The organism is Flavivirga sp. 57AJ16, from assembly GCF_028736925.1.
Taxonomy (GTDB): Bacteria; Bacteroidota; Bacteroidia; order Flavobacteriales; family Flavobacteriaceae; genus Flavivirga.
The window spans coordinates 19,726-45,933 of the sequence record NZ_JAQZAT010000020.1 but is presented as its reverse complement, the minus strand read 5'-3'; the positions used below and the strand labels follow the sequence as shown (position 1 = coordinate 45,933).

The window sequence follows — 26,208 nt, the reverse complement described above, 5'->3', positions numbered from 1 at the left end:
TAGGATTCGTTATAATTTCAACTACTCTTCCATAATACTAATGGCATAACCGCCTCCTTCAACACTATTTTGTTTTAATTTAGACTTACTGGTCACCTTTATTTTTTTAATGGTGTAAGCTTGAGGGTTTGTTTTATAATCAGCATCTTTAGCATCGGCATAAATTGTTGCGATATACTTTTTTCCTTTTTCCAAAAAGTCGAATGAAATATTAGAAATACGACCAGCTTTACCATTTACATTTCCAACAAACCAATTGTTTGTGCCCTTTGCCTTTCTGGCAATCGTAATGTAGCTTCCTGGTTCGGCTTCCAGATATACGCTCTTATCCCAGTCTACCGCAACATCTTTTATAAACTGAAACGCATCTAAAAACCTGTTATAATTCTCTGGTAAATCTGCGGCCATTTGCAAAGGGCTATACATGGTCACATACAATGCCAATTGATTGGCAATCGTGCTATTAACATGCGAATTGTTATTCGGGTTCAACTTACTCACATCCATTTCAAAAATACCTGGCGTGTAGTCCATTGGACCGCCTATCAATCTGGTAAATGGCAGCACGGTGACATGGTTGGGTTTCGACCCTCCAAAGGCTTGGTATTCCGTACCCCGAGCCGATTCATTTCCTATTAAATTAGGATAAGTTCTAGCAATTCCTGTAGGTCTAACCGCCTCGTGAGCATTCACCATAATTTCATATTCCGCAGCTTTTTCTATAGCGTACTGATAATGATTAACCATCCATTGGCTATAATGGTTTTCACCTCTCGGTAAAATATCTCCAACGTAACCACTCTTTACAGCATGATAACCATGATCTTTCATAAACTTATAGGCCCCATCTAGATGTCTTTCGTAGTTTCTAACCGAAGACGATGTTTCGTGATGCATAATCATTTCAACACCTTTGGATTTAGCATAATTCTGAATCTCATCGACATCGAAATCAGGATAAGGCGTTACAAAATCAAATACATAATCTTTAGAATGTCCAAACCAATCTTCCCAACCTACGTTCCAGCCTTCAACTAAAACACCGTCAAAACCATGCAAAGCAGCAAAATCAATTAATTCTTTCACGTGTTTGTTATTCGCCGCATGGGTTCCATTAGGTTTAGCTTGGCTGTAATCGGTCACCCCTAACTTTACCGCTTTAAAATCGTTGGTGTAAGCCCAGGAACTCATGCCCGTAATCATCTCCCACCAAACCCCCACATACTTAACGGGTTTTATCCAGGATGTGTCTTCAATCTCACATGGGGCGTTTAAATTATAGGTCATTCGCGACGCCAAAATATCCCGGGCATCATCGCTAACCATTACCGTACGCCAAGGCGTATTCGCTGGCGCAACCATGTATGGTCTGTTCCCTTGGGAATCTGGTGTCAACCAGGCATTGAAAACCATATGCTTATCATCTAATTCAAGATGCATTACGGAATAGTCAATCAATGCTGCTTCATGGATATTAATATATAGGCCTGCATCGGTTTTTAACATTAATGAGGTTTGAACGCCAGTTGATGAAAACGACTTTTGCGAAAGGTTCTCAGTGATTGATTTATCCATTAAACCTCGAATTTCAGATAAACGTGATTCGGTATAATCATATTCCTGGGTATCATAATCTCCTGGGATCCAAAAAGCAGTATGGTCTCCTGCCATAGCAAACTGGGTTTGTTCATCTTCAATAACAAAATGTCCTAAATGGGGCTGCTCCGGAAATTCATATCTAAAGCCTACACCTTCATCATACATACGAAAACGAATATCCATTAAACGCTGTGATGCTTCTTGTTTTAAATGAAGCAGTAGTTCGTTATAATGGTTTCTTATCTCACTTTCCTCGCCCCAGACCGGTTTCCAGATGTCATCAAACGAATCTGTTTGACTGCCCAGAATTGTAAAACCGCTCTCAAGGTTTTCATCGTCTTTAAAGATAAATCCCAATTTACTAGCTTTTATGACAGCTTTGTTTTTATAGGTTAGTTTATAAGTTGGGGTACCTTTGGTATTTAAATCAAACTCCAATACCGAATTGCCATCTGGCGATGTAATTTGTTGTGCATTTATTCCTAAAAATGTTAGGAAAGTAAATATCAAAATATTAAAACGATGTTTCATAATGCTTTTTTCTTTTTGTTTTTACATTCTAAGTGATTTCTAATCAACCCAGGCATACTTCTATGGATTTAACAATATCTTAAATTCCCATGGTGCCAGTTGTAGTTTTTGCTCAGATTTGTAATCAACTTGTTGATTGGCTTTAAAATCAATAAAGCTTCCAGATATAGGTAATTTGATAGTTTGTACTTCACTGGAAAAATTACCAATAAACGTTAGTTTCTCTAATTGCTTAACTCTTTCCAGAATTAACACATTCGAATTTTCAATATCTATAATGTTTAACCCTGCAGCTTGTTTTCCTCCATTTAATGCCTTGTGGTCATTTTTCAATTGTCCTAAACTTTTTAACAACCCCCAAGTATCACCTTTGATTTTAGGGATAGTATCCTTTTCAAAAAACTTTAATCGGTGATTCAAACCATACTCCTGCCCTGAGTAGATTAAAGGCATCCCGGGCATCACATAAGTTAGAGCTGTCATCAATTCGGATGCGTTGCCCAATCGCTCTTTAACGGTTCCATTCCATGAGTTTTCGTCATGATTGGTTACAAAATTCATTAAGATATCATCCGATTCATATTTGGTTTTGTTCGATGCCATAAAGTCCTTCAAATCGCTTAATATTTTTTCACCTTGTACTATGTGGTTCATAAGATGATGACCTTCCCAATTATAAGCCATATCGAACAAATGGTCTTTTAAAAGTTCAGGTTGCCATGCTTCAGCCAACATAAAAATACCTTTCTTCGCTCTTAATTCAGGAATTGCCTTTTTCCAAAAATCTGTAGGCACATTACTAGCTACATCACATCGAAACCCATCGATATCTTCCTCAGTAATCCAATAACTCATATCGGCAATCATTTCATTGCGCATACTCTGGTTATCGTAATTCAAATCTGCAACGTCTTCCCAGCCCCATGACTCTCCGGTATCTGGATTTACAGGGTCGATAATTTCACCTTTTTCATTTTGTGTGTAATAATCAGGATGTGCGGTTATCCATTCGTGATCCCATCCGGTATGGTTAGGCACCCAGTCAAGAATCACATACATATCATTATCATGGGCTGTTTTTACCAGATTCCTGAAATCTTCTAGATTTCCAAATTTCGGATTCACCTTAGTATAATTCGAAACCGCATAATAACTGCCTAGTATTTTTTTACGTGCTGCTTCATCCTTAATTTTATATGCAAAATCTCCTCCTGTAGCTTTTCTTTTAGTCTCTGAAATTGGAAATATAGGCATTAACCATATAATTTTTACCCCCAATGCTTTCAACTGGGGAATATCTTTAGTAAACGCTTCGAATGAACCTTCCTCAGAATACTGCCGAATATTGGCTTCATAAATCACTGAAGATTCTAAAACAGCATCATTAATATCCTCTAAGGCATAAGTCTCTTGAGGGATATCCAACTCTTGAGCAGCCTCATTTTTCTTGTCTTTACAGGAAACAAACAAGAATAAAACCAGTATTGGTAGCCATAGCTTTTTTATAATATTCATTCTTTTTAGTTGTTAAGTTTAGTTGAAAATAAAGTAATACTGTTAGGGCTTATAGTAACATTATCTCCCCAAATACTCATCTCTTCATTTATAATATTTTTTATGTTTTTACCTTTTAAGCCAATTTCATGAAACCTTGATGTTGATAGATTGCTTCGAGAGGTTTTATTCAAAATAACAACCACAACCTCATCTTCAAGAATTCTAAACAGCGCATAAATACCATCTTCCGGGACATAATGAATGGTTGTCCCTTCATGAATAGCATTGCTATGTTTTCTGTAGTTTACAAGCTTTTTCACAAACTGTTGCATCTCTATTTGAGCACCAGTCAATCCTTCTGTGGTGTAGGCATTAATCGCATCACCTTCCCAACCTCCTGGAAAATCGGATCGTATTAAACCGTGGTCCCCTGGTTTTGCAGAATCGTTCATTAAAATCTCAGTACCATAATACAGTTGGGGAATTCTAGGCATTGTAAAAATGTATCCTAAGGCCATTTTTACCTTATTAACATCTTCATTAACCTGGGTACTAATTCGACTCATATCGTGGTTATCGGCAAAGATTAAAATGTCTTTTGGAGAAGGATAATAAAAATCGTTTGCCAAGCCTTCATACATCTTAATTAAACCTTTATCCCAACTTTCTTCTTCGTTCAAGGCATTAACTATTTGGCGTTGCATGGCAAAATCCATAGGTGATTTTAAATTGGAATCGTAACCATCTCGGTTATTAGCACCTTTCTGCCAATACCCAATAATTAACGGATTATAACTCCACTCCTCTCCTACAATTGAAAAATTGGGGTATTCATTCATAATAGCACCAGCCCAATCACTCATAAATTCCTTATCGGGATACGGATAAGTATCTTGACGAATACCTCCTAATCCTGCAGTTTCAATCCACCAAATACTATTTTGAATAATATACTTGGCCATAAACGGGTTTTTCTGATTTAAATCAGGCATAGACGGCACAAACCACCCCTCGCTCATACCTTGCTTGTCCTTAGTTGAAGCATATGGGTCCTGATTACTGGTACGTCTATGATTAGAAATCTTTAATTGCTCATGGTTTTCGAAGGCCTTTTGTTGATTTACCCAATCGGAAAATGGTAAATCTTTCATCCACCAGTGTTCCGACCCACAATGATTGGCTACCTGATCCCCGATAAGTTTTATACCTTTTTTACGGGCTTTTTCAGATAATTCCAAATAGTCGTCTAAGCTTCCAAAACGAGGATCGATTTCATAAAAATCGGTTATTGCATAACCATGGTATGAGCTACTGGACATATTATTAGTTAACATCGGACATGGCCAAATAGCTGTAAACCCTAAATCTTCAATATAATCCAAATGGTTTGTAATGCCTTTTATATCGCCACCATGTCTGGCATAATCATCGGATCTGTCTATCGTTTTCTCTAATAATTTTGTATCAATATCATTTAAAGGATTACCATTTGAAAATCTATCTGGTGTTATTAAATAAATCGCGTCTGAACTATTGAATCCAACATAATCATCAGAAGCTTTTACTCTCGATTTAAGGGTATAAGTCTGTCGTTTTTCCTCGCCATTTTCAAACTTAAATATGATGTTAAACTTTCCCGCCTTGGCCTGCTTATCAATCTTTAAATCAATAAATAAATAATTAGGGCTATTCGCTTTATGAACTGCTATTATAGAAACCCCTGGATAATTGATTTCTGGTTGCGATTGCGATATGTTCGGGTTTTTAACAAGTAATTGTAAATCCTGACTTTTAAAGCCTACCCACCAATTTATAGGCTCAATGCGCTCCACATCATTATATGTTTCAGCTATAACTTTGGTGTATGACACTTCTTCGTTTTCCTTAACAGCATTATTACATGACATATTTAAAGCCACTACGCAAAATAGATATAACACACTTTTGCAGCTATTTATATATTTTTTATCTTGAAACATGCTCATACTTATTAGATTTAATAACCTGTAATGTGTCATTTATAAAAATCTGTAACTCGTCGTTACCTTCTAATTCAAACTTAGTGCCCTGTTGCGTCACACTTACTTTTAAAATTTGATTTCTAAAGTTGATTTTAAATGAATAACTTGCCCATTCTTTTGGTATTTTTGGGTCAAAATGTAATGCATTATCCTTAACACGCATACCTCCAAAGCCTTCTACAATACTCATCCAGGTACCTGCCATGGAAGTAATATGAAGTCCTTCTTCTACCTCTTTATTATAATCATCTAAATCCAATCGTGATGTACGCAGGTAAAAAGCGTAAGCCTGTTCCATTCTATTAAGTTTTGCTGCTTGGATACTATGAACACAGGGCGACAAAGAACTTTCGTGTACCGTAAATGGTTCGTAAAAATCGAAATGGCGCTCTAAATCTGCTGTTGCAAACTGATCTTCAAAAAAGTAAAACCCCTGTAAAACATCGGCTTGTTTAATATAAGGTGAACGTAAGATACGATCCCAGCTCCATTTCTGATTTATTGGTCGCTGCGACCTATTTAAATCGTTAACCGTTATTAATTCTTTATCTAAAAAACCATCTTGTTGCAGGTATACTCCATGTTTTTCTGAATATGGAAAATATATGTTGTCGGCCACACGTTTCCAATCATTCAATTCCTTAGTTGAAATATTTACCTTATCCTTTAGTTTTGAAAACTCCAATGGAAAATCAGATTCTAACTTTTCAATATTTTCTAGAGTATAATTAATACACCATTGCGCTAAGTAATTCGTATACCAATTGTTATTGACGTTGTTTTCATATTCATTTGGACCTGTTACCCCTAAAATAACATATTTATTTTTATCTTCCGAATATGTTGCACGTTGTTGCCAAAAGCGAGCAATTCCTATAAGGACTTCCAATCCTTTTTCTGGTATATAACTATAATCACCAGTATAACGATGGTAATTATAAATGGCAAATGCGATAGCACCATTTCGATGTATTTCTTCAAAAGTAATTTCCCATTCGTTATGACACTCTTCCCCATTCATGGTAACCATAGGATACAGTGCCGCACCATTGAAAAACCCTAACTTTTCAGCATTCTCAATAGCTTTATCTAATTGATTATATCGGTATTCCAATAGATTTCTAGCAACTTGTTGATCTTTAGTAGCCATATAAAAGGGAATACAGTAAGCCTCGGTGTCCCAATAAGTACTTCCTCCATACTTTTCTCCAGTAAATCCTTTAGGGCCAATATTTAACCTAGAATCCTTTCCTAAATATGTTTGGTTTAATTGAAAAATATTAAAACGGATACCTTGCTGGGCCTTAACATCGCCTTCAATGGTAATATCGGACATGTTCCAGATGTCGGCCCAAGATTTTTTTTGGTCTTCCAAAAGCGATAAAAACCCTAAGTTCGATGCCTTTGACAATATGGTTTTTGCAGCATCAATTAACTCTGTTTCCTTGTGGTTCCTGCTTACCGTATAGCCACCAAACTTTACTAAACCTACTGTTTGTTCTTTTTTAATTTTTAAAACATAGTTTAATGATGTAAACTTATTGGTTTTAAAATGCTCAGGATTTATATTTTGCTTTATAGCATCAATAAAAATACTGGTTTCCATAAATGTGCAGGTATGAAAATTGGTTTTCATGGTATGCGCTTCTATAAAGGCCCGATTGCTATTAATTTCTACGTTTGTAGTGTTCCAAAACTGGTGGTCCCAATTGGTATCTTCATTCGTGATTCCAGTATCCAAATAGGGCTGAAATTGAATTTCTGCATCGCCATTTATAGGAGTAACGTTATATCTTATGGCTCCCAGTTCATCTAAATTCAAGCTTAAAAACCGTAAAACCTCAACCTTTACTTTTGTTTGGTTTTGAAGTGTCGCTGTAAAACTTCTTGAAAGCCAGCCTTCTTTCATATTTAATTCCCTGCGGAAACCATCCATTTCTTTTACCTTAAATAAATCTAAAGTCTCACCATTGATAATAACGTTAATACCAATCCAATTGGGTGCATTTAATACCTTGGCAAAATATTTTGGATAGCCATTTTTCCACCAGCCTACACGGGTTTTATCTGGATAATATACTCCTGCAATATAGCTACCCCGAAAACTCGGGCCTGTGTATTGCTCTTCAAAATTAGCGCGCTGCCCCATGGCTCCGTTACCAATGCTGAAGAGGCTTTCGGAAGATTTAACACGGTTGGTATCAAAACCTTCTTCTATGATAGACCAGTTGTCTGGCTTTATATAATCTTGATTCATACTTTTAAGATATGATAGGTTAGATTTGAGAAAATAGTTGTTCTATCTTAGAACCAACGTTTCCCTTTTTCTAAACTTTTTGTTCCTTATTTCTTTTAACTAACTCTTTTAACTAACTCTTTTATAAAATTGGCAGTCACCTCCGTCAAACTCTCAAAATGGAAATCGGCTTTTTCAAGTGTCTCTTTATCGCCAACACCAATTGAAATCATGTTTGCTGTATTAGCCGCTTCGATTCCTGCAATAGCATCTTCAAAAACGATGCACTGTTCTGGCTGTAGATTTAACTTTTCTGCCCCAATTAAAAACACCTCGGGGTCTGGCTTAGCTTTAGAAACACTGTTACCGTCAACAATACCAGCGAATCGATTGAAAAGTCCAACTTGTTTTAAAATAAGTGGTGCATTTTTACTTGCCGAACCGAGAACGTACTTTATTCCCAGCGCATCCAAAGTATTGAGCAACTCCAGTGCACCCGGAAGAATTTCACTTGAATTCATTTTTTTTATGAATTCGAGATACTCTTTGTTCTTACAAACTAAAAACTCCTGCTTTTTTTCTTCGGAAAGTTTAACGTTTCCAATACTCAATAAAATGTCTAAAGACCGAACTCTACTAACCCCTTTAAGCAATTCGTTATGTTTTTTTGTAAACTCAAAACCCAATGCATCGGCAAGATTTTTCCATGCCAAAAAATGATATTTTGCGGTATCTACTATGACACCGTCTAAATCGAAAATGACTCCTATTTTGTTATTCATTATATTCTTTGTTCTATTGTACAACATCATCAACATCCTTAACCTTAAATACTAAAGATGCCGCAATTAAAAAACTTATACCGCTCATTATTAAAGCGAATATGGCATGGTTGCCATAAGCATATTTTACAAGCGGACCACCAATTAAAGCATTGATAATTTGTGGCATTACAATGAAAAAATTGAAAATCCCCATATAAACCCCCATCTTTTTGGGTGAAATAGAACCTGCCAAAATCGCATAGGGCATGGCCAAAATACTGCCCCAGGCAATACCCACGCCAACCATGGATATAATAAGCCAATTTTTATCGGGCATTAAGTAGATTGAAAGCAACCCTATACCGCCTATAATAAGAGAAGCTGCATGTGTTTTTTTCCTTCCTATTTTTTTGGCGATGTATGGTAATGCGAAAGCATAAAATGCAGAAACTAAATTGTAAACACCGAACAATATACCTACCCAATCGCCTGCTTTTTGATAGGCAGGGCTGCTACTGTCCGTATAAGGCAAACCATAAGTATGCTGAGCTATGGCAGGTGTTGCAAACACCCACATACCGAACAAACCAAACCATGAAAAGAATTGCACCCAACTTAATTGACGCATAGTGAGGGGCATTTTTTTAAAGTCTTCAAAGATATCCAGTAAACTAGACTCCTTTTCTTTATCCACTATTTCAATTTCATCGGATTGCGCCTTTTGTTTTTCAATAAGCGCCAACTGTTCCGGGGAATACTCTTTAGTTGTTATAACAGTAATTAAAATGGAAACGATCAAAACAATGGCCCCAATAACAAACGACCAAATCAAATTTGATGGTACCGCTCCATCAATAGTTTCATTTGAAAAACCAAACCAATTCGCTAAAGCATATGGCAACCAAGATCCAATTACAGCCCCAAAACCAATAAGTGCCGTTTGAACGCTAAACCCAAAAGTACGTTGGTCTGTTCTTAAATTATCACCAACTAAAGCTCGAAACGGCTCCATGGCAATGTTGAACGACGCATCCATAATCATCAGCATACCTGCCCCTACCCAAAGTGCGGGTAAAAAAGCAATGAACATATTCGCCTGTGGCATAAGCACTAAACCTAAAGAAGCGAAAATGGCACCTACCAAAAAATAAGGTTTGCGTCTACCAAACCGTCCCCAAGTTTTATCACTGTAATGACCAATAATTGGTTGGACTATTAATCCCATTAAAGGTGCAATTATCCAAAACCACGACAGTTCGTGAACGTCGGCTCCGAAAATTTGAAGTACTCTACTGGCATTGGCATTTTGAAGGGCGAACCCCATCTGGATTCCTAAAAACCCGAAACTCATGTTCCAAATTTCCAAGAAACTTAACTTACGCTTTTCCATTAAATAGTATATTTAATTAATACTATTTGATAAGCGATACTTACTTATCAAAACTTATGTGAGAAGTGAAAATATAAGTTTTGATTTCGCGTCAAAGATATAGAAAAGATTTTTATTCTTCCAAATAAATTTTTATTTAGTTGATTCTCTTTCAATAATTTCGGTCTCAATAACCACCTTTATAAAATCACGTTTTTCGTTGTTGTTACTGAAATATTGCTCACTCTGCGTGTCTTCGGCCTCCAACCTTTCTATTAATAAATTTGCTGCTTGTTCACCCATTTTTTGACCATGCTGACTTACCGTGGTTAAACTTGGCGTGGCATGTTTTGACAACACACCATCCGTAAAACCAATGACCTGAATATCGTTGGGAACATCAAATCCTAATTTTTTAGCCACCTTCATAGCGGTTACAGCATACAACTCATTAACAGCAAAAACGCCATCAATTTTGGGGTTGTTTTTTAAAAATTGGGCTATTTCATCCTCTAATAATTCCAAATGATATTCTACGTTTAAACTGTCGTCTATTTTTAAAATCATATTGGTGTCGGGGACTATGTTGTGATGTTCTAAAGCCTCCAGATATCCTTGAGTTCTTAGTTTCCCTACACTAATATAATCCATTGTGGTTATAAGCGCTATGTTTTTGCAGTTGTTTTCAATAAGCTTACTAACTGCTTTTACGGCACCATTAAAATCGTCAACTATGACTTTATCACATGCTACTTCACTTACCACCCTGTCAAACATAACAATTGGTATACCTTGGTTTATAGTTGCATGAAAATGGTGGTAATCTTGCTTCAATAAAGTTTCTTTTGAAATAGAAAGGATAAACCCATCAATGCTACCATTGGCAAGCATTTCCATATTAATGATTTCCTTAGTAAAGGACTCGTTGGACAAGCCAACAATAACATTGTAACCTCTACGGTTGGCTACTCTTTCTATCCCTCTTATTACCGTAGAAAAAAAATGATGTACAATTTCTGGAATTAAAATGCCTATGGTCTTTGTTTTTCTGTTTTTTAAACTAAGGGCAATATTATTTGGCCTGTACTTATAAAGCTTAGCAAAGGCCTGTATTTTTTGAGTGGTATCTTCACTAATTTCACTGCTTCCACTCAATGCCTTTGAGACCGTTGATACAGAAACATCTAATTCCTTTGCTATTTGTTTTAGTGTTATTCTTTTTTTCATGACATATAATTCATCGAAAAGTAACAATTATTTACATCTTTTTATAAAATTAAGAAAACATTTTCCCAAATGCCCATATATACGATTTTATTATTTTTTAACATGTTTTATTAAGAAGTTATCAACACGAAAACGTTTTCGCTAAAAATTTCGTAATTAAAAATTATTCCTTAACATTTTCTTTACATAAGTTTGAGTTGAGAAGTGAAAATATAACTAAACTATTCAATTCATTATTTAACTAAATAATATGAAAACTACTACTAAAAGTTTGCTGTTTTTTATGCTTATACTGCCTGTTTTTCTATTTGGGCAAAACAGTTTAAAAGGAACGGTAACAGAACAATCAACTTCCCTTCCGCTCCCTGGAGTTAATGTTGTTATAAAAGGCACCTCTAACGGTACGGCAACAGACTTTGATGGAGAGTATAAAATTGAAGTTAATAACGGAGACGTTATTGTATTTACCTTTGTAGGTTACCAACCAAAAGAAATAACCTACACAGGGCAAGCAACATTGAACGTTGTACTAACAGAAGACACTGCGCTACTTGAAGAAATTGTAATTATAGGCTACGGTAGCGTAAAGAAAGAAGATTTAACCGGCTCGGTTGATGTAGTATCCTCTAAAGACTTCAATCAAGGGGCCGTAGTTTCCCCAGACCAACTACTTCAGGGTAAGGCTGCCGGTGTTAGAATTACCAGTGCCGGTGGACAACCAGATGCTGCACCAAACATTAGAATTCGAGGTGGTTCATCATTATCGGGAAACAACTCGCCATTAATTGTAATTGATGGCGTTCCGTTGGATAACGGAGGTGTTGCCGGAGTTGGAAACCCTCTTAGTTTAATAAACCCAAACGATATTGAAAGCTTCAGCATTCTTAAAGACGCATCGGCAACCGCCATTTATGGATCAAGAGCTTCCAATGGGGTATTAATCATTACCACAAAAAAAGGAACTTCGGGTGAGGCTAAATTTAATTTTTCAGCTAGAACGTCTTTTAGCAATATCAGCTCTAAGAACCAAGTGAAAGTTATGGATGGCGTTACGTTTGCTAAATTTATTAATATGTACTTTCCTGAAGGCTATAATAGCCTAGGAGTACCTCTAGGTAGCGTAGACACTAATGAAACACCTGCGCTTATTATCAATACCCCTAGTGGTGATCGCGCTCTTTATAATTCAGATTGGCAAGATGCCATATATAGAACGGCAATTACTAAAGATTATAATTTTGGTGTAAGGGCTAATTTACTCGAAAAAATACCTTTTAGGGCCTCTATAGGTTACAATGAAACGGAAGGTGTTGTAAAAACTAATGACTATGAAAGGATTACAGGGTCAATAAGATTATCTCCAAAACTTTTTGATGATCATTTAAAAATAGATTTAAATGCTAAAGGGACTGCCGTAGAAAAAAATTCGGTTGACGAAGGGGCTGCCATTGGAGGCTCTGTTTCCATGGATCCTACAAAGCCTATTTATGATGGAAACTCCATTTTTGGTGGTTTCTATCAGCAACTCAGACCTTCCAACGACCCTAATGCACCCAATGAAAAAATAGGATCTACTAATCCATTAGCTGTGCTACTCCAAAGATCACGTCCAGAAAAGGTTAAACGTTTACTGGGAAATCTTGAATTGGATTATAAATTCCATTTTCTTCCGGAATTAAGGGCAGTAGTGAATCTAGGTCTGGAAGCTTCCAGAGCTGAAATAGAAGAAACTTTTTCCGATGGCGCAGTAAATAGCTATACGCAGGTAAGCAGTGCCGACCCAAACAACCCATTACCGAATGGTAGTTACATACTTCAACCAGGTAAAAGCTTTGGTGAGAACCAACATATTACAAATACTACTATGGAGTCTTATTTGGCGTATCGCAAAGAGTTTGATGATTTCTTTATTAATAACTTTGATATACAAGCTGGTTATTCCTACCAAAATTTTAAGAACGATGGTTATAAAGATGAATTTACGGCCGACCCAGCATACAGCGACTCTGGTACACTAGGTGAGGATTATGATTTAGACGGAGATGGTATAACCGGAGACCGCGTAAGAAACATAAACCCTAACAACCCAAACAACAGATACTTTAACGAACTAAATTTACAATCATTCTTTGGAAGGGCTAATATAAACCTGGCCAACAAGTACTTACTAACGGCCTCTTTTAGGGCTGATGCTTCTTCATTTTTCACCCAAGAGAATCGCTGGGGATATTTTCCATCTGCTGCTGTAGCATGGAAAGTAAAGGAGGAAAACTTCTTAAAAGATGTCACCTTTGTAAACGATTTTAAAATAAGGATTGGCTGGGGAGAAACAGGTCAGCAGGATATTTCGGGGCAAGTAGGTTTTTACCCTTCTATCCCATTATTCGAAATTGGGTCGCAGCAAAGTCAGTACATTAGTGGTGTTAACCTTTATAATGCCAAAGAATTTAATCCAGACCTGACTTGGGAAAAAACGACCACTTATAATGCTGGGATTGATTTTGATTTTTTCGACAACAGTATGTTATCTGGATCTTTCGACATTTTTAAAAGAGATACAAAAGATTTATTGGTGTTAACAGGTGTTCCGCCTGGGCAAGCACTAAGCGATCAAATTATTCAAAACGTTGGATCAACAGAAAGTAAAGGTTTCGAAATGAACTTAAACCTAAACCCTGTTCAGAACGATGATTTTAGCTTAGATCTAAACGGAAACCTTTCATACAACATTACCGAAGTAACCGATTTAAAAGGCGTACAACAAATTACCGTAAACAAGGATGAGGCTAGGCTGGACATTGGAACTGGAAATTTCCTACTAAGACATGCCATTGGTGAGCAAGCAGGTTCAGCGTATGTCCACAAACAGGTTTATGATGAAAATGGCAATCCAATATTGGGTGCTTTTGTTGACCTGAACGATGACGGAAGAATTACAGAAGCCGACAGATACTATAAACCCATGCAACCCAATTGGACATTTGGGTTTGGTTTTTCCATAAATTACAAAAACTGGGATTTCAGCACGAGTCTACGAGGGCAATTAGATGGCTACATTTACAACTCTAGAAAACTTTCACAAGGCGCCATAGAAAATGCTACGTCGTTAGACGGTAATTCATTCTTTAACCAATTAAATTTCTTTACAGGTGAAGCAAACCCTGTATTTACGGATATCGTTGACCCTGTACAATACTCCGATTATTTTATTGAAGGAGCATCTTTCCTAAGATGCGAAAATATTGTATTGGGACATACCCTTTCCAATATTATAAAAAATGTTACACTTAAAGTATACGGCGCAGTTAACAATCCTTTTATAGTTACGAACTACTCTGGGCAAGACCCAGAAAACTTTAATGGTATAGACAAGAACTTTTACCCAAGACCAACAGTTTATAACCTAGGAGTAAATATTGATTTTTAAAAGATGAAAACAATGAAAAATAACATATTAAAATTACTATTTGGTTTAGTGCTGTTCAGCACCCTAACTATAAGCTGTACCAGTGATCTAGAAACCAAGCCATTGGTAGAACTTTCACTGGAGGAACTTTTACAACAGGACCCTCAAGCGGTTGAAGGCATTCTATCTAGACTGTATGGATCATTTGCGCTTTCTGGCGCTCAAGGATCGGGAAGCTCGGATATTAGTGACGATGCCGGCGAATCACCGTTCTTAAGGGGTATTGTAAATCTTCAGGATTTTGCGGCAGATGCTATGAAAAACAGATGGGGAGATAATGGACTGGACCAATTAACAACTACAACAGATTGGACAGATCAGAATAAATTCTTCAGATACCTTTATAACAGAATATTCTTTACCATTCCACAATGCAACAACTTGCTTTCAATTCTTCCAAACGTAGATGTTGAAAACAAAGAAGTTGTTATTTCCGAAGTACGTTACATTAGAGCTTTAGCATATTTTTATTTAATCGATGTTTTTGGCAAAGGCGTTTTGGCGACCGAAGAAAATTTCGGTCAATCAGAATCGCTACCCGAGGCGTCGCGTCAAGAATTATTTGATTATGTTGAAAGCGAACTATTGGACATCGAACCTATTTTACTCCCTACAAACACATACGGCAGAGCCACAAATGGAGCCGCCCAAATGCTATTGGCCAAACTATTTTTAAATGCTGAAGTTTATTCGGGTACCGCCAGATATGCCGATGCAGCAACTTACGCCAACAAAGTAATTAATTCAGGAAATTATTCTTTAGCCACGAATTTTGTGTTAAATTTTTCGGCAGACAACGATACGTCTCCAGAAATCATATTTCCTTTAATAGCAGATGCGGCCGTTAGTCAGAGTTTTGGTAACACAACTTACATTATTAACGGAAGTCTAAATTCAGCCACTATGCCACTAGCCGACTTTGGAGCTACCGAAGGTTGGGGCGGGCACAGATCATCAAAAGCTTGGTACGGCTTATTTGGAGATTTAGAAACATCGACCGACGTAAGAGCTGGCCTATTTTGGACAGAAGGCCACAATTACGAAATGGAAGACTATAAAACCTGGACCGATGGTTATCCATCAATAAAGTTTAGAAACACCAACACTACAGGCGCATCCACTGCTACTGGTTTTGCAAATACAGACTTTCCGCTATTTAGGTTGGCAGACGCATATTTAATGTATGCCGAATGTGCCATTAGAAATGCTGCTGGCACCGATATGAATACAGCTTTACAATATGTAAACGAAGTAAGATTGCGATCAAATGCCAGTACAATAAACCAAAGTGAATTAACACTAGAGTTTATTATTGATGAAAGGGGAAGAGAATTAAACCTCGAAGGGCATAGACGTACCGACCTAATTCGGTTTAACATGTTCACAGGAAGCAGCTATTTATGGCCATGGAAAGGTGGCGTAAAAAACGGAACATCAATTCCTGCAACTTATAACCTATTCCCTATTCCTGCATCGGCCTTACAAGCCAATCCCAACTTAACCCAAAACCCAGGTTATTAAAAACTAATTATTACTATTATGAAAAATATAAAAATTTTATCGCTTTTAATTATTGCTGTGATTGGATTTATATCCTGCGATCAGGATGACGACTTAGTATTTGTTGCCCAAGAGCCTGCTGAAGGCATAAGCTTTTCAAATTCATTTTTAGACGCATATACTTTAACGGTAGCAGCATCCAATAACATTGGTGAGCGCTTCACATGGGAAGATGCCAATTTTGGTGTCCCAACTAACGTTAGTTACGAATTAGAAAACTCTATTTTAGGCGATTTTACCGATGCCGCTACTCTAGGAACAACAACTGGAAATGAAATAGCGATAACAATCGGCCAAATGTTAAGCTTCGCAGAAGCAGCAGGATTAGATAGCGACCCAAATACAGAGAACCCAAATACGGGCCAGCTCTATTTTAGAATTAAAGCTTTTGTTGGAACCGACGGTCCAGAGTCATATTCCAACACTCAAGAACTAACCGTTGTACTTCCTGAAATAGTAGAAGGTGGTGGTGCTTTTGAAGTAGCCTCATGGGGTATTGTTGGCTCAGGTTACAATAACTGGGGCGCATTTGCCGATGGCAAATTCTACACGACTTCAACACCTGGTGTCATTGTTTCTTATGTAAACTTAGTTGATGGCGAAATTAAATTCCGTGAAAACAACACATGGGGCGGCGATTTAGGCGATGCTACTGGCGATGGTATTTTAGATGCCGACCCAGACAACAATATTGCCGTAACCGCTGGAGATTATAAAATCACCATAAACACAAACGATAATTCTTATACCATTGAACCTTTCTCATGGGGCATTGTAGGTTCTGGCTATAACAATTGGGGCGAAACTCCAGATGCCAAACTTTATTATGATTATACGACAGATACATTTAAAGTTGGCGTAAGACTTGTTGATGGCGAAATTAAACTCAGAATGAACAACGAATGGGGCAGTGATTTAGGAGACGCTAATAGCGATGGCGTTTTAGATGCCGATGCCGATAATAATATTGCAGTTACAGAAGGCCATTATTTAGTCACAGTGGATTTAAAGGACAATTCGTATGCCATTGAACCGGCAACCCTTTGGGGAGCAGTTGGCTCAGGTTACAACAATTGGGGTGAAACTCCAGATGCTAGCTTAACCGAAATACAACCGGGAGTTTGGTTTGCAGAAAATGTAACGCTTTTAGATGGCGAAATTAAATTCAGGCAAAACAATGAGTGGAACGGCGATTATGGTGATGCCAATAGCGATAATATTTTAGACCAAGATGCCGATAACAATATTGCCGTTGAAGCAGGCAACTATGTTATTAACATTGACTTTAATGATCCTTCAGGACCTGTATATTATTTAGGAAAGAGGTAGAAAACAAATCCACACTATATAACACTTGTAATAATAAATTATTTGTAAGAGGTTGAATACAACCTCTTACATCAAAATAATATTATGAAAAAAATTACAACTTTTTTAATGTTTTTGGGAATAACGTGTATGTTCGGCCAAAAACAAGATGTAACTTATACCATTTCACCCACTCCTTTTCAGGAAGGCGAGGAAATAACAATAACTTTTGATGGGACAACTATTGATGAAGCGGCTTGGGGAATTACAAACAATGCCCTATACCTTTGGTCATGGTCATACGATACTAATTTAAGCAACCAACAAGATTGCCCAACCAATGGGGAATGGACAAGTTCAAACGAATCCAACCGGTTAAACTATAATTCATCAACAGATGAATACACCATTACCATTACACCAACAATATTTTATAGTAGGACAGGAATTGGCAGAATAGGCTTCCTTATAAAAGCGAAAGACGGAACGGGCAATAAACAGTCTGAGGATTACCTGGAAGATGTTGGTTTGTTTCAAGTATCATTAATAGCACCAACAAATGCTATAACTATTTTAAATTCTGGCGACAACTTAGAGGTTTCGGCGACCAACACAGGAAGCAATGCCAACTATGTATTAAAAGCAAATGGTAACACCATCAACACACAATCTGGTATTACAACTTATTCCTATAGCGATACCAATATCACAGAGAATAAAAATTACATTCTGGAAACAACCATTGGTGGCGAAACCAAAACAAAAACATTCTCTGTTTTAATTGATCCGGGCAGTAGTTTCGAAATCATGCCAGAGACCTATCTAGACGGTGTTACTTACGATGATAGCGATCCTACTAAAGCTACATTTGTACTTTATGCCCCAGGCAAAGACTTTGTTTATGTAGCCGGAAGCTTCAACAATTGGCAACCCAATTCTAATTATGTCATGAAGCGAGACCCATCACGAAACAATAAATTTTGGCTAACTATTACAGGGTTGACTCCTGGGCAAATTGAAACCTTTCAATATTGGGCCGTCGATAAAACGCCTATAGCCAATTCTCCTGCATTGGTAAAAACTGCAGATCCATATTCAACTCTAGTTTTATCGCCTTTTGACGACCCTTGGATACCAACCAATTCATATCCAAACTTACCTAGCTATCCGCAAGGGCAAGAACGCGAGGTATCGGTATTACAGACGAATAAACCAGATTACAACTGGCAGGTAGCAAATTTTTCAAAACCCAAAAAAGAAGATTTGGTGATTTATGAAGTTTTAATTCGTGACTTTGATGCCGATAGAAATTTTCAGGATTTGATTGATAAAATTGATTATTTCAAAAATTTAAATATCAATGCTATAGAATTCATGCCCATTATGGAATTTGAAGGCAACGAAAGCTGGGGCTACAACACAGCCTTCCATATGGCATTAGATAAATTTTACGGCACCGAGGATAAATTCAAGGAGCTGATAGACCTATTCCATCAAAATGGTATTGCCGTCATTTTAGATGTGGCCATAAACCACGCCTTTGGAAGAAACCCCATGGTGCGTTTATGGATGAACGACCCTGACGGGGATGGCTGGGGCGAACCCAGTTCTGAAAACCCTTATTTTAATACAACACCGAAACACTCTTATAATGTGGGCTCAGATTTTAACCACACCAATTCCTTCACTCAAGTTTATACCAAACGTGTGGTTAAACACTGGATTGAAGAATTTAAAATTGATGGTTTTAGATGGGATTTAACTAAGGGGTTCACTCAAAACTGTGAAAACAACGAAGGCTGTACGAACGATTATAACGCCGACAGAGTTGCTGTGTTAAAAGAATATGCAGACTACAGCTGGAGTTTAGACGCAGACCATTATGTCATTTTTGAGCATCTTGGTTCAGAATGGGATGCTAATAACGACGGAAAAACGTCTAGAGATGAGGAAACCGAATGGGCTGATTACCGTGTTGATGAAGGTAAAGGCATTATGCTTTGGGGTAATATAAATCACCAGTATAACGAATTAATCATGGGATACACTAGCGACATTACCGAAATGGGTCATACTTCCAGAGGTTATAGTAGCCCTAGGCTTGTTGGATATGCCGAAAGCCATGATGAAGAACGCCTGATGTACAAAAACCTTCTGTTTGGTAACGGCAATACAGATTATGATGTAAAAGATCTCAATACCGCATTGTCAAGAATGTCGGCATTAGGAGCCGTTTCACTTACCATTCCCGGACCAAAAATGATTTGGCATTTTGGTGATTTGGGTATGGAAAATTCCATTTTCACTTGTAATAATGGTTCTTTAAACTCACCTGACGATATAATAGATGGGGATTGTAAATTAGACACCAAACCGCAACCGCAATGGACCAACAATTGGTTAAACGATGCCAATAGAAATACTATTTATAATGATTGGTCACGAATAAACCAATTAAAAATTACCGAACCTGTTTTCGAGGGGGATTACAATATCTCTTCAGGAAACTTAACACCTAGAATTAGCATCTACACCGGCAATGAAAATACCAGTGGAGCAACACTTAAAAATGTCATAATTATTGCAAATTTTGATATTGTACCACAAATGGTAAACCCAAACTTCCCTTATTCTGGGACTTGGTACAATTTAATGGACAATTCATCAACTATTGACGGAGCGACAACAAGTATTAATTTGGCGCCAGGTGAATTTAAAATCTATGGCAACCAAATTAGTACACTTTCTGTTTCTAAGGATCCACTATTAGAATTTACATTGTCTCCGAATCCCGCAACAACAATGTTCAAGGTAAATCAAAATACTCAAAAAATAGAAATTTATGATATGACCGGTAAACGCATTAAAAACTTTTGCGGAAACTTTTCAAAAAATACAGCATTCGACATATCTAATTTCCCAAAAAATATATATCTCATAAAAGTCTATACAGACCTTGGGAATACAGGAGTTTTTAAGCTCGTAAAACTCTAAATTTTTCATTAGGATCTTAAAAGAAATTGAAGAACGAAAAAATCAACAATCCTTATATCCATGCATGGCAATCTCTGTTTTTTTGAAGAATATTCAATGAAACACTACAAATTCACTATAAATACAGAACTATAATAATGCTTTTTTTTTAATTATTTTACTATTTTGATAGTGAACTCATCTTGACTTTTTCTATTTGGCCCAACTTTGGTTTATAATTTATTCACATTAATAGTTCTAGTAGCCCCATTAACACATTCCAGTGAAATTATAGTATGTACTCCAGAATTATCTAGACTTTTAATATAATCGGCAGGGTAAGCTGTCCATTTTCCTTTTAAGGTTATTTTAAGCTCTACAGGCATACTGTAATTTTTAAATTGCTCTTTATTATCCATAGGAAAATTTAAATCTGGTTGTACGGCACTTATGGTCAAGGCTTTTGCCGAGTTTTGTTTAACCATAACCAAAGCAGGTTCCGATACGGTTTCCAGCAAACCATACTCTAAGCTTTGTTCCTTCTCAAAAACAACATAACTTGTTGTATTCGTTTTTTTATCTAAAACAATATGGGCAATACTATCGGCACGTTCTATTTTGAAAGACCGATCTTTTTCTACTATTTTCCCAAAATTCTTTTGGGAATCTTCATCTAAAAAAGGATAAATAACATATTGATACGATGCGTTTTTTGGAGCTAACCCATGATCTATCCATGCGGTAGCATAATTACCTTCGGTCTCTTTAACCCCATTTCCTTTAGGATTCATGGAGCCTGTATTAATTGAATATTTATTATGATATGAATGCTGTTTTTCCAGTTGAATTTGTACAGGTGTATTAGAAAGCACATGATATCCATTCCCGTAAGCATCTGTTAACCAAACACCCGTTTTTGAATCTTGTTTGAGTTCGGTTTTATAAGGAAACTCTTTTATAGTTTCCGATACCGTATATAATGGTGTTTTAATATCTGTTAAATAGTTTTGAAACAAATTGGTTTGTGTTAGATTTTCCTCATCAACACTAGAAATATTAGTACCAATACAAACTAGTTTACCATCAAAAGAAAAAACTGATTTTTTTGCATATAATTTGCCAGGAAAACCAATATTCACTTCTCTACCATCACCATTAGAACCTTTGCTTTCATTTAAAATCATTCCGAAAACACCATTATCTCCTAATTTTGCTATTCCTGCAAAAGACTCTTCTGAACGAAACATCAATAAAGGTATTTTTGGTTCTAATTCCTTTAAAGGTAAATAAACTACAGTTGCTCCAGGATAACGATTCCAGTCCCAACCTTCCTGTTGAAAACCACTTCCTTTTTCCCCGTTTTCATTCAATAATTGTATTGTTCCATTGGCAGGGTATCTACCATATCTATTTTCGTTTACATAAATTTCTGAAGCCCAAACATACTTACTATAGCCTTTTATAAAAGCAGCCCAATTATTGCGCCTATAAACACCAGTAGCTGCGTAAGGGAAAGTATAATAACCGGACAATTTTTCTTTATGTATTCCATTCATTTTTGTAAATAAAGTTGAATTAAAAATATCCTCATTGCCCCAAAGTCTTAAATATGCAGCTGCAAATTCTTTATCTATTTTAGTTTTACCTGTTGGATCTCCTGCATTTGCCATCCATAAAAACCTTTGTTTCATGTTTTGAATCCCATTATCTTCTAATGGATGACGGCCTCCGTTACCAAAACCCCAATTGTACATTTGACTATAAATTCTTGATGCTAAAAAGGCTTTTTTAAAGTTTTTGTGTCCTTCGGTTTTAATTCTAAAACGAGTTCTAGCTAAAGTATTAATAACTTTAGGAACATTATTAAATGCTCCAATTCCATAAGCAGGATAATGACCATTATGGTGCCAGGCGGTTCCATCAACTTTAAAGCCCCCTGCTTCTTTCTCCTGTGCTAAAATAATAGACATATATTTTGAATATGCACTTAACATCGCTGCTTGTTTTTCTTGTTTTTCAAACATAAAAATGAGCATTAAATGATAATACGATTGGGTATTTAAATAATCTATATTAACATGAAATGTACTTTCATCGTTTAAGAGCATTCCTAAATTAAACAACCAATGTAAGCTTGCCCCTACTTCGTTTAATAATCCATTATCGTACAATAATTGACGCATTGTAAAAAACGCTTCTGTAATTTCTCTAACATTGTAACCTATATGGTGTCTAGTTCCTCCACTAGAACCTGCTTGCCAACCTTGATCTAGGAAATACTTTGTTCCTGTTAAAAACATAGCTTTAATTTCCTCTTGCTCCTCAGGGTTTGCTCTATTGTGAAAATTGGATAATTGTTTTAAAACCCGACCTAAGTCTTTTACATCGTTAAAATTGTTTGGCCCTTGTTGATTTTTATCATAATACTCTTCGAATTCCTTAAATGTTAATGGTGGTCCTACTACTGTATTTCCTTTTTCTTTAATATTTAAGTTTTGATATAAATCTCGCAGCGTATTTATATAGACCTTATATTTTTTATCTACCACTAAACTTTGATCTATTAATTTTTCAAACTTCTTCAAGTCTAATCGTATAGCCATAGAAATTGGCGCTGGCTCTAATTTTTTAATATTATCATAATTACTAATCAAAGGCATCCAGTGATCGGATCCTAAATTGGTGTCTGCCTTTATAAATGGTACCATTTCATCTGGATACTGAAATCTATCATCTTGATATTGAGAAAAAATAATATCATCAAAAAATAATTTTCCTTTAGCGGAACTTGTGCTTATTTTAAAATTGTCAAAATCAATTGCGGCTCCTTTTAATGGTGCATTACCTTGCATTTCATAAAATGGCACCCAAATTCGCCTCCATCCTGTAAAAGATAGATCAACATCAAACCAAACTTCTTTATTTCCGTTTTTATAGTAAGAAATTGTTATTTTTTCATCTTGAGCTTCTTCATTATAAATAGACATTTGAAGCGTTGGGCTTGCGGGGAAATGATCCCCATAAGCCAACGGACTCTCTTTTAATGATAATATTTTAAAATTAGATGTTGAAAAATCACTTTCTCCATACCATTCCCAAAGCAATGATGATTTACCATATCTATTGTGAGAATCGCTTATAGATAGCTTACTATTCTCTGATTCATAAAAATCTAAAGCTTTTTGAGACTCGAATGATTCTATAGCTGGATTATAATCTTGTTGCGAATAACAACTTATGTTTATTAATGCCCCAGTTAAAAAAAGGAGGCTTTTCATGTTATTTGAAAAACATATAATTCTTTTCATCTGTTTGTTTTTTTGAAATATAATTGAGGCCTTTTTATAAAATTGTATAAATGAATTATCATCTAGCTATCAAAACGACTTTTATTCGGTTTTTAAGTTTAGGGCTGTTTTTCATATACTCGCCCTTAAAACCTCTATCAACTTATTTTTGTTCTTGCAATGTTTTTAATCTTGATAACGCTTCAATATAATAATAATCGGCATAGATCAAGGCAACATCTATTTCCCAACCTAAAGATTTAGCTCCAGTAGAATGCAATAAAAAAGAATCGGTTTTACCCACACCAGAGTATTTATCAGACCCCAAAGATTTCAATATTTTCAAAGCCGCATTATAATAACGTTCTTGATCTTCTTTCTTTTCTACAAATGTGCCTAAATCTATTAAAGCAGATGCAACTATAGCAGCAGCCGAAGCGTCTTTTTCTTCTTTTGGATTGTTTGCTACATCAAAATCCCAACAAGGCACCATATCTTCAGGTAAAAGCGATAAATACTTATTAGTAAGTTTTTGAGCAAAATCCAAAAACTTTTTATCTTTTGTTTCTTTATAAACCATGGTATAACCATAAACACCCCAAGCTTGCCCTCTAGACCATCTGCTATCATCTGCATAACCTTGTTTAGTGTGTCTGTTTAAAACTGCTCCCGATATAGAATCGTATTCTAAAACGTGCCATGATGTGCAATCTGTTCTGAAATGATTTTTCATGGTTGTTTCGGCATGTTTTACAGCAATATCATATAGCTTTTTATCACCTCCGTTTTTTGCTGCCCAAAACAACAATTCCAAATTTAGCATATTATCAATAATGGTAATATGCTGTTTCCAACGTGGATGCATTTTGTTAGACCATGATTTAATAGTACCAACATTAGGGTTAAAACGTGTAGCTAAAGAATTTGCAGACGTTATTAAAATATCTTTATATTCCTTTTTATCTCCTATTATAAAACCATTGCCATAAGCAGGAAACATCATAAAACCAATATCATGATGTACTTTAATATTTTTATAATCTTCAAAAACCTCTGTACGTTTTATAGCTTCATCTTTCCATTTTTTATTTCCTGTAATATTATAAGCATACCATAAAATACCTGGGTAAAAACCAGATGTCCATATAAGTTCATCATTGTCTACTTGTTCCCATGTTGTTTCATTGGTTTCGATTAAACGCGGGTGCTTTGTTAAATCTGTTAATTTAGGAACTGTAATTTCCAATTGGAACTCACAATCATCAATTTGTTTTTCTAAATCAATACTTACCTTATTATTCGTTACAACTTCTGCGACTAACTCTTTTTTAGGTTCTTTACAACTAAAAGTACAAATTAAAAGACCTATTAAAGAAAGATTTTTAATAACAAAATGAGCGCTATGGATTACATTTAAATGATTTTTCATTCTTAACTAATATTTATATTTTTCTATTCACGTATGATTTCTATAGCAAAGTAAAATGATACATTTATAGACTAAGCGGTGTTTCCTTACTTAGAAAAGGGGGATAACTAGTCTATTTAATGTTTTTAAACCATTTTATAACACTAATACCAAATAAACATCAAAACAACCTATATGTTTAGTTCACTATCTTTCATTTTAAAAACAGGTGTTCATGAATCTTCGATTTCTTTTTAGCTCATATTGCAATATAAAACATGTGCTCAGCTTCCTGCCTGCCGGCGAGGCAGGGACTGGGTATATAACCGTAACGAATGCTCAATGTCATTAAGTTAAGGCCGTAATGTCAGTCCGAGCCTTTCGTCTTTTAGTTTATACTGAGCGTAGTCGAAGTACTCAAGACAGGCTAAAGTCGAAGACCTATTGGTGTTCTAGTTTTATTAGCATTTCGACTTTAGTTTATGTGACAGACTGTGTCGCAATTACATTTCGCTTTTTTAGCAAAAAACACTCGGGGGGGACTCGAGAAGAAATTCAAATATAGCAATCTCATGCATGTGTTTTGAATTACGACACAGTCTGTGAGCGCAGCCGAAGTCAATGTGACAAAAATGAACAAATTACCTTAACTTAATGACATTGAACGAATGCTATGCTTAGGTACCCAGTCAAGCTGAGCACATGTTTTCTATTTTATCTGAACTAAAAATAACTCAAAATAATTACGGTTATTTTGAAATTCATTTGGTATAATAATCAACACTATAAATAATCGAAACAAATTAGCGAGTTCTAATACCAATTTGAATATAAATATGCTTTCTTCCTAAATAAACTAGAATCTACAGATCTTGATTGAACTTCTAGATAACAAAAAGAGGGTGTCTAAAAAGTCTTTATAATTTGATTTGTCAGGTTGAGCCTGTCGAAACTGATATTGA

Annotated in this window: 13 protein-coding genes; 4 read left to right on the top strand and 9 right to left on the bottom strand. The window is 36.0% G+C overall.

Features of this window, described 5'->3' with window-relative positions:
• Positions 1-21: 21 nt before the first annotated feature.
• From PQO00_RS17780 to PQO00_RS17750, 7 genes are all read right to left on the bottom strand, one after another.
• Entirely contained in the window at positions 22-2,130 is a 2,109-nt protein-coding gene (locus tag PQO00_RS17780) for a glycoside hydrolase family 97 protein (RefSeq protein WP_274186206.1), read from the bottom strand.
• A 60-nt stretch (positions 2,131-2,190) separates the two neighbouring features.
• Positions 2,191-3,645 carry an alpha-amylase family glycosyl hydrolase gene (locus PQO00_RS17775; protein WP_274186205.1) on the bottom strand — a complete coding sequence of 485 codons (1,455 nt, stop codon included), beginning with the start codon at positions 3,643-3,645 and terminating at the stop codon, positions 2,191-2,193.
• Between the two features lie 5 nt (positions 3,646-3,650).
• Positions 3,651-5,534, bottom strand: coding sequence for a glycoside hydrolase family 13 protein (locus PQO00_RS17770; RefSeq protein ID WP_274186204.1), 1,884 nt, complete (start codon positions 5,532-5,534; stop codon positions 3,651-3,653).
• Between the two features lie 58 nt (positions 5,535-5,592).
• Entirely contained in the window at positions 5,593-7,905 is a 2,313-nt protein-coding gene (locus tag PQO00_RS17765) for a glycoside hydrolase family 65 protein (RefSeq protein WP_274186203.1), read from the bottom strand.
• Positions 7,906-8,000: 95 nt separating this feature from the next.
• Positions 8,001-8,666: a beta-phosphoglucomutase gene (gene pgmB / locus PQO00_RS17760; RefSeq protein ID WP_274186202.1), complete on the bottom strand. Its 666-nt coding sequence runs from the start codon at positions 8,664-8,666 to the stop codon at positions 8,001-8,003.
• Between the two features lie 13 nt (positions 8,667-8,679).
• Positions 8,680-10,038, bottom strand: a complete 1,359-nt coding sequence (locus tag PQO00_RS17755) for an MFS transporter (RefSeq protein ID WP_274186201.1) — start codon at positions 10,036-10,038, stop codon at positions 8,680-8,682.
• A 132-nt stretch (positions 10,039-10,170) separates the two neighbouring features.
• Positions 10,171-11,244, bottom strand: a complete 1,074-nt coding sequence (locus PQO00_RS17750) for a LacI family DNA-binding transcriptional regulator (RefSeq protein ID WP_274186200.1) — start codon at positions 11,242-11,244, stop codon at positions 10,171-10,173.
• Positions 11,245-11,494: 250 nt separating this feature from the next.
• Between PQO00_RS17750 and PQO00_RS17745 the strand changes: the two genes are divergently transcribed.
• From PQO00_RS17745 to PQO00_RS17730, 4 genes are all read left to right on the top strand, one after another.
• The gene (locus PQO00_RS17745) at positions 11,495-14,671 is read left to right on the top strand and encodes a TonB-dependent receptor (RefSeq protein ID WP_274186199.1); all 3,177 of its coding nucleotides are present in this window, start codon (positions 11,495-11,497) and stop codon (positions 14,669-14,671) included.
• 12 nt (positions 14,672-14,683) lie between these two features.
• A complete protein-coding gene (locus PQO00_RS17740; protein WP_337992860.1) occupies positions 14,684-16,231 on the top strand; it encodes a RagB/SusD family nutrient uptake outer membrane protein in 1,548 nt (515 codons plus the stop codon).
• Between the two features lie 18 nt (positions 16,232-16,249).
• Positions 16,250-17,599 carry a SusE domain-containing protein gene (locus tag PQO00_RS17735; RefSeq protein ID WP_274186197.1) on the top strand — a complete coding sequence of 450 codons (1,350 nt, stop codon included), beginning with the start codon at positions 16,250-16,252 and terminating at the stop codon, positions 17,597-17,599.
• Positions 17,600-17,683: 84 nt separating this feature from the next.
• A complete protein-coding gene (locus tag PQO00_RS17730; protein WP_274186196.1) occupies positions 17,684-20,572 on the top strand; it encodes an alpha-amylase family glycosyl hydrolase in 2,889 nt (962 codons plus the stop codon).
• 212 nt (positions 20,573-20,784) lie between these two features.
• On the opposite strand, the gene PQO00_RS17725 is transcribed toward PQO00_RS17730, so the two are convergent.
• Both PQO00_RS17725 and PQO00_RS17720 read right to left on the bottom strand, forming a co-directional pair.
• Positions 20,785-23,859, bottom strand: a complete 3,075-nt coding sequence (locus tag PQO00_RS17725) for a chondroitinase family polysaccharide lyase (RefSeq protein ID WP_274186195.1) — start codon at positions 23,857-23,859, stop codon at positions 20,785-20,787.
• Positions 23,860-24,001: 142 nt separating this feature from the next.
• Positions 24,002-25,267 carry a glycoside hydrolase family 88 protein gene (locus PQO00_RS17720; RefSeq protein ID WP_274186194.1) on the bottom strand — a complete coding sequence of 422 codons (1,266 nt, stop codon included), beginning with the start codon at positions 25,265-25,267 and terminating at the stop codon, positions 24,002-24,004.
• Positions 25,268-26,208 lie beyond the last annotated feature (941 nt).

What these genes read in the sequence shown, in the direction of transcription:
- PQO00_RS17780 (WP_274186206.1), bottom strand. Translation starts at nt 2,130, where the DNA reads ATGAAACATCGTTTTAATATTTTGATATTTACTTTCCTAACATTTTTA.
- PQO00_RS17775 (WP_274186205.1), bottom strand. Translation starts at nt 3,645, where the DNA reads ATGAATATTATAAAAAAGCTATGGCTACCAATACTGGTTTTATTCTTG.
- PQO00_RS17770 (WP_274186204.1), bottom strand. Translation starts at nt 5,534, where the DNA reads ATGTCATGTAATAATGCTGTTAAGGAAAACGAAGAAGTGTCATACACC.
- PQO00_RS17765 (WP_274186203.1), bottom strand. Translation starts at nt 7,905, where the DNA reads ATGAATCAAGATTATATAAAGCCAGACAACTGGTCTATCATAGAAGAA.
- pgmB (WP_274186202.1), bottom strand. Translation starts at nt 8,666, where the DNA reads ATGAATAACAAAATAGGAGTCATTTTCGATTTAGACGGTGTCATAGTA.
- PQO00_RS17755 (WP_274186201.1), bottom strand. Translation starts at nt 10,038, where the DNA reads ATGGAAAAGCGTAAGTTAAGTTTCTTGGAAATTTGGAACATGAGTTTC.
- PQO00_RS17750 (WP_274186200.1), bottom strand. Translation starts at nt 11,244, where the DNA reads ATGAAAAAAAGAATAACACTAAAACAAATAGCAAAGGAATTAGATGTT.
- PQO00_RS17745 (WP_274186199.1), top strand. Translation starts at nt 11,495, where the DNA reads ATGAAAACTACTACTAAAAGTTTGCTGTTTTTTATGCTTATACTGCCT.
- PQO00_RS17740 (WP_337992860.1), top strand. Translation starts at nt 14,684, where the DNA reads ATGAAAAATAACATATTAAAATTACTATTTGGTTTAGTGCTGTTCAGC.
- PQO00_RS17735 (WP_274186197.1), top strand. Translation starts at nt 16,250, where the DNA reads ATGAAAAATATAAAAATTTTATCGCTTTTAATTATTGCTGTGATTGGA.
- PQO00_RS17730 (WP_274186196.1), top strand. Translation starts at nt 17,684, where the DNA reads ATGAAAAAAATTACAACTTTTTTAATGTTTTTGGGAATAACGTGTATG.
- PQO00_RS17725 (WP_274186195.1), bottom strand. Translation starts at nt 23,859, where the DNA reads ATGAAAAGAATTATATGTTTTTCAAATAACATGAAAAGCCTCCTTTTT.
- PQO00_RS17720 (WP_274186194.1), bottom strand. Translation starts at nt 25,267, where the DNA reads ATGAAAAATCATTTAAATGTAATCCATAGCGCTCATTTTGTTATTAAA.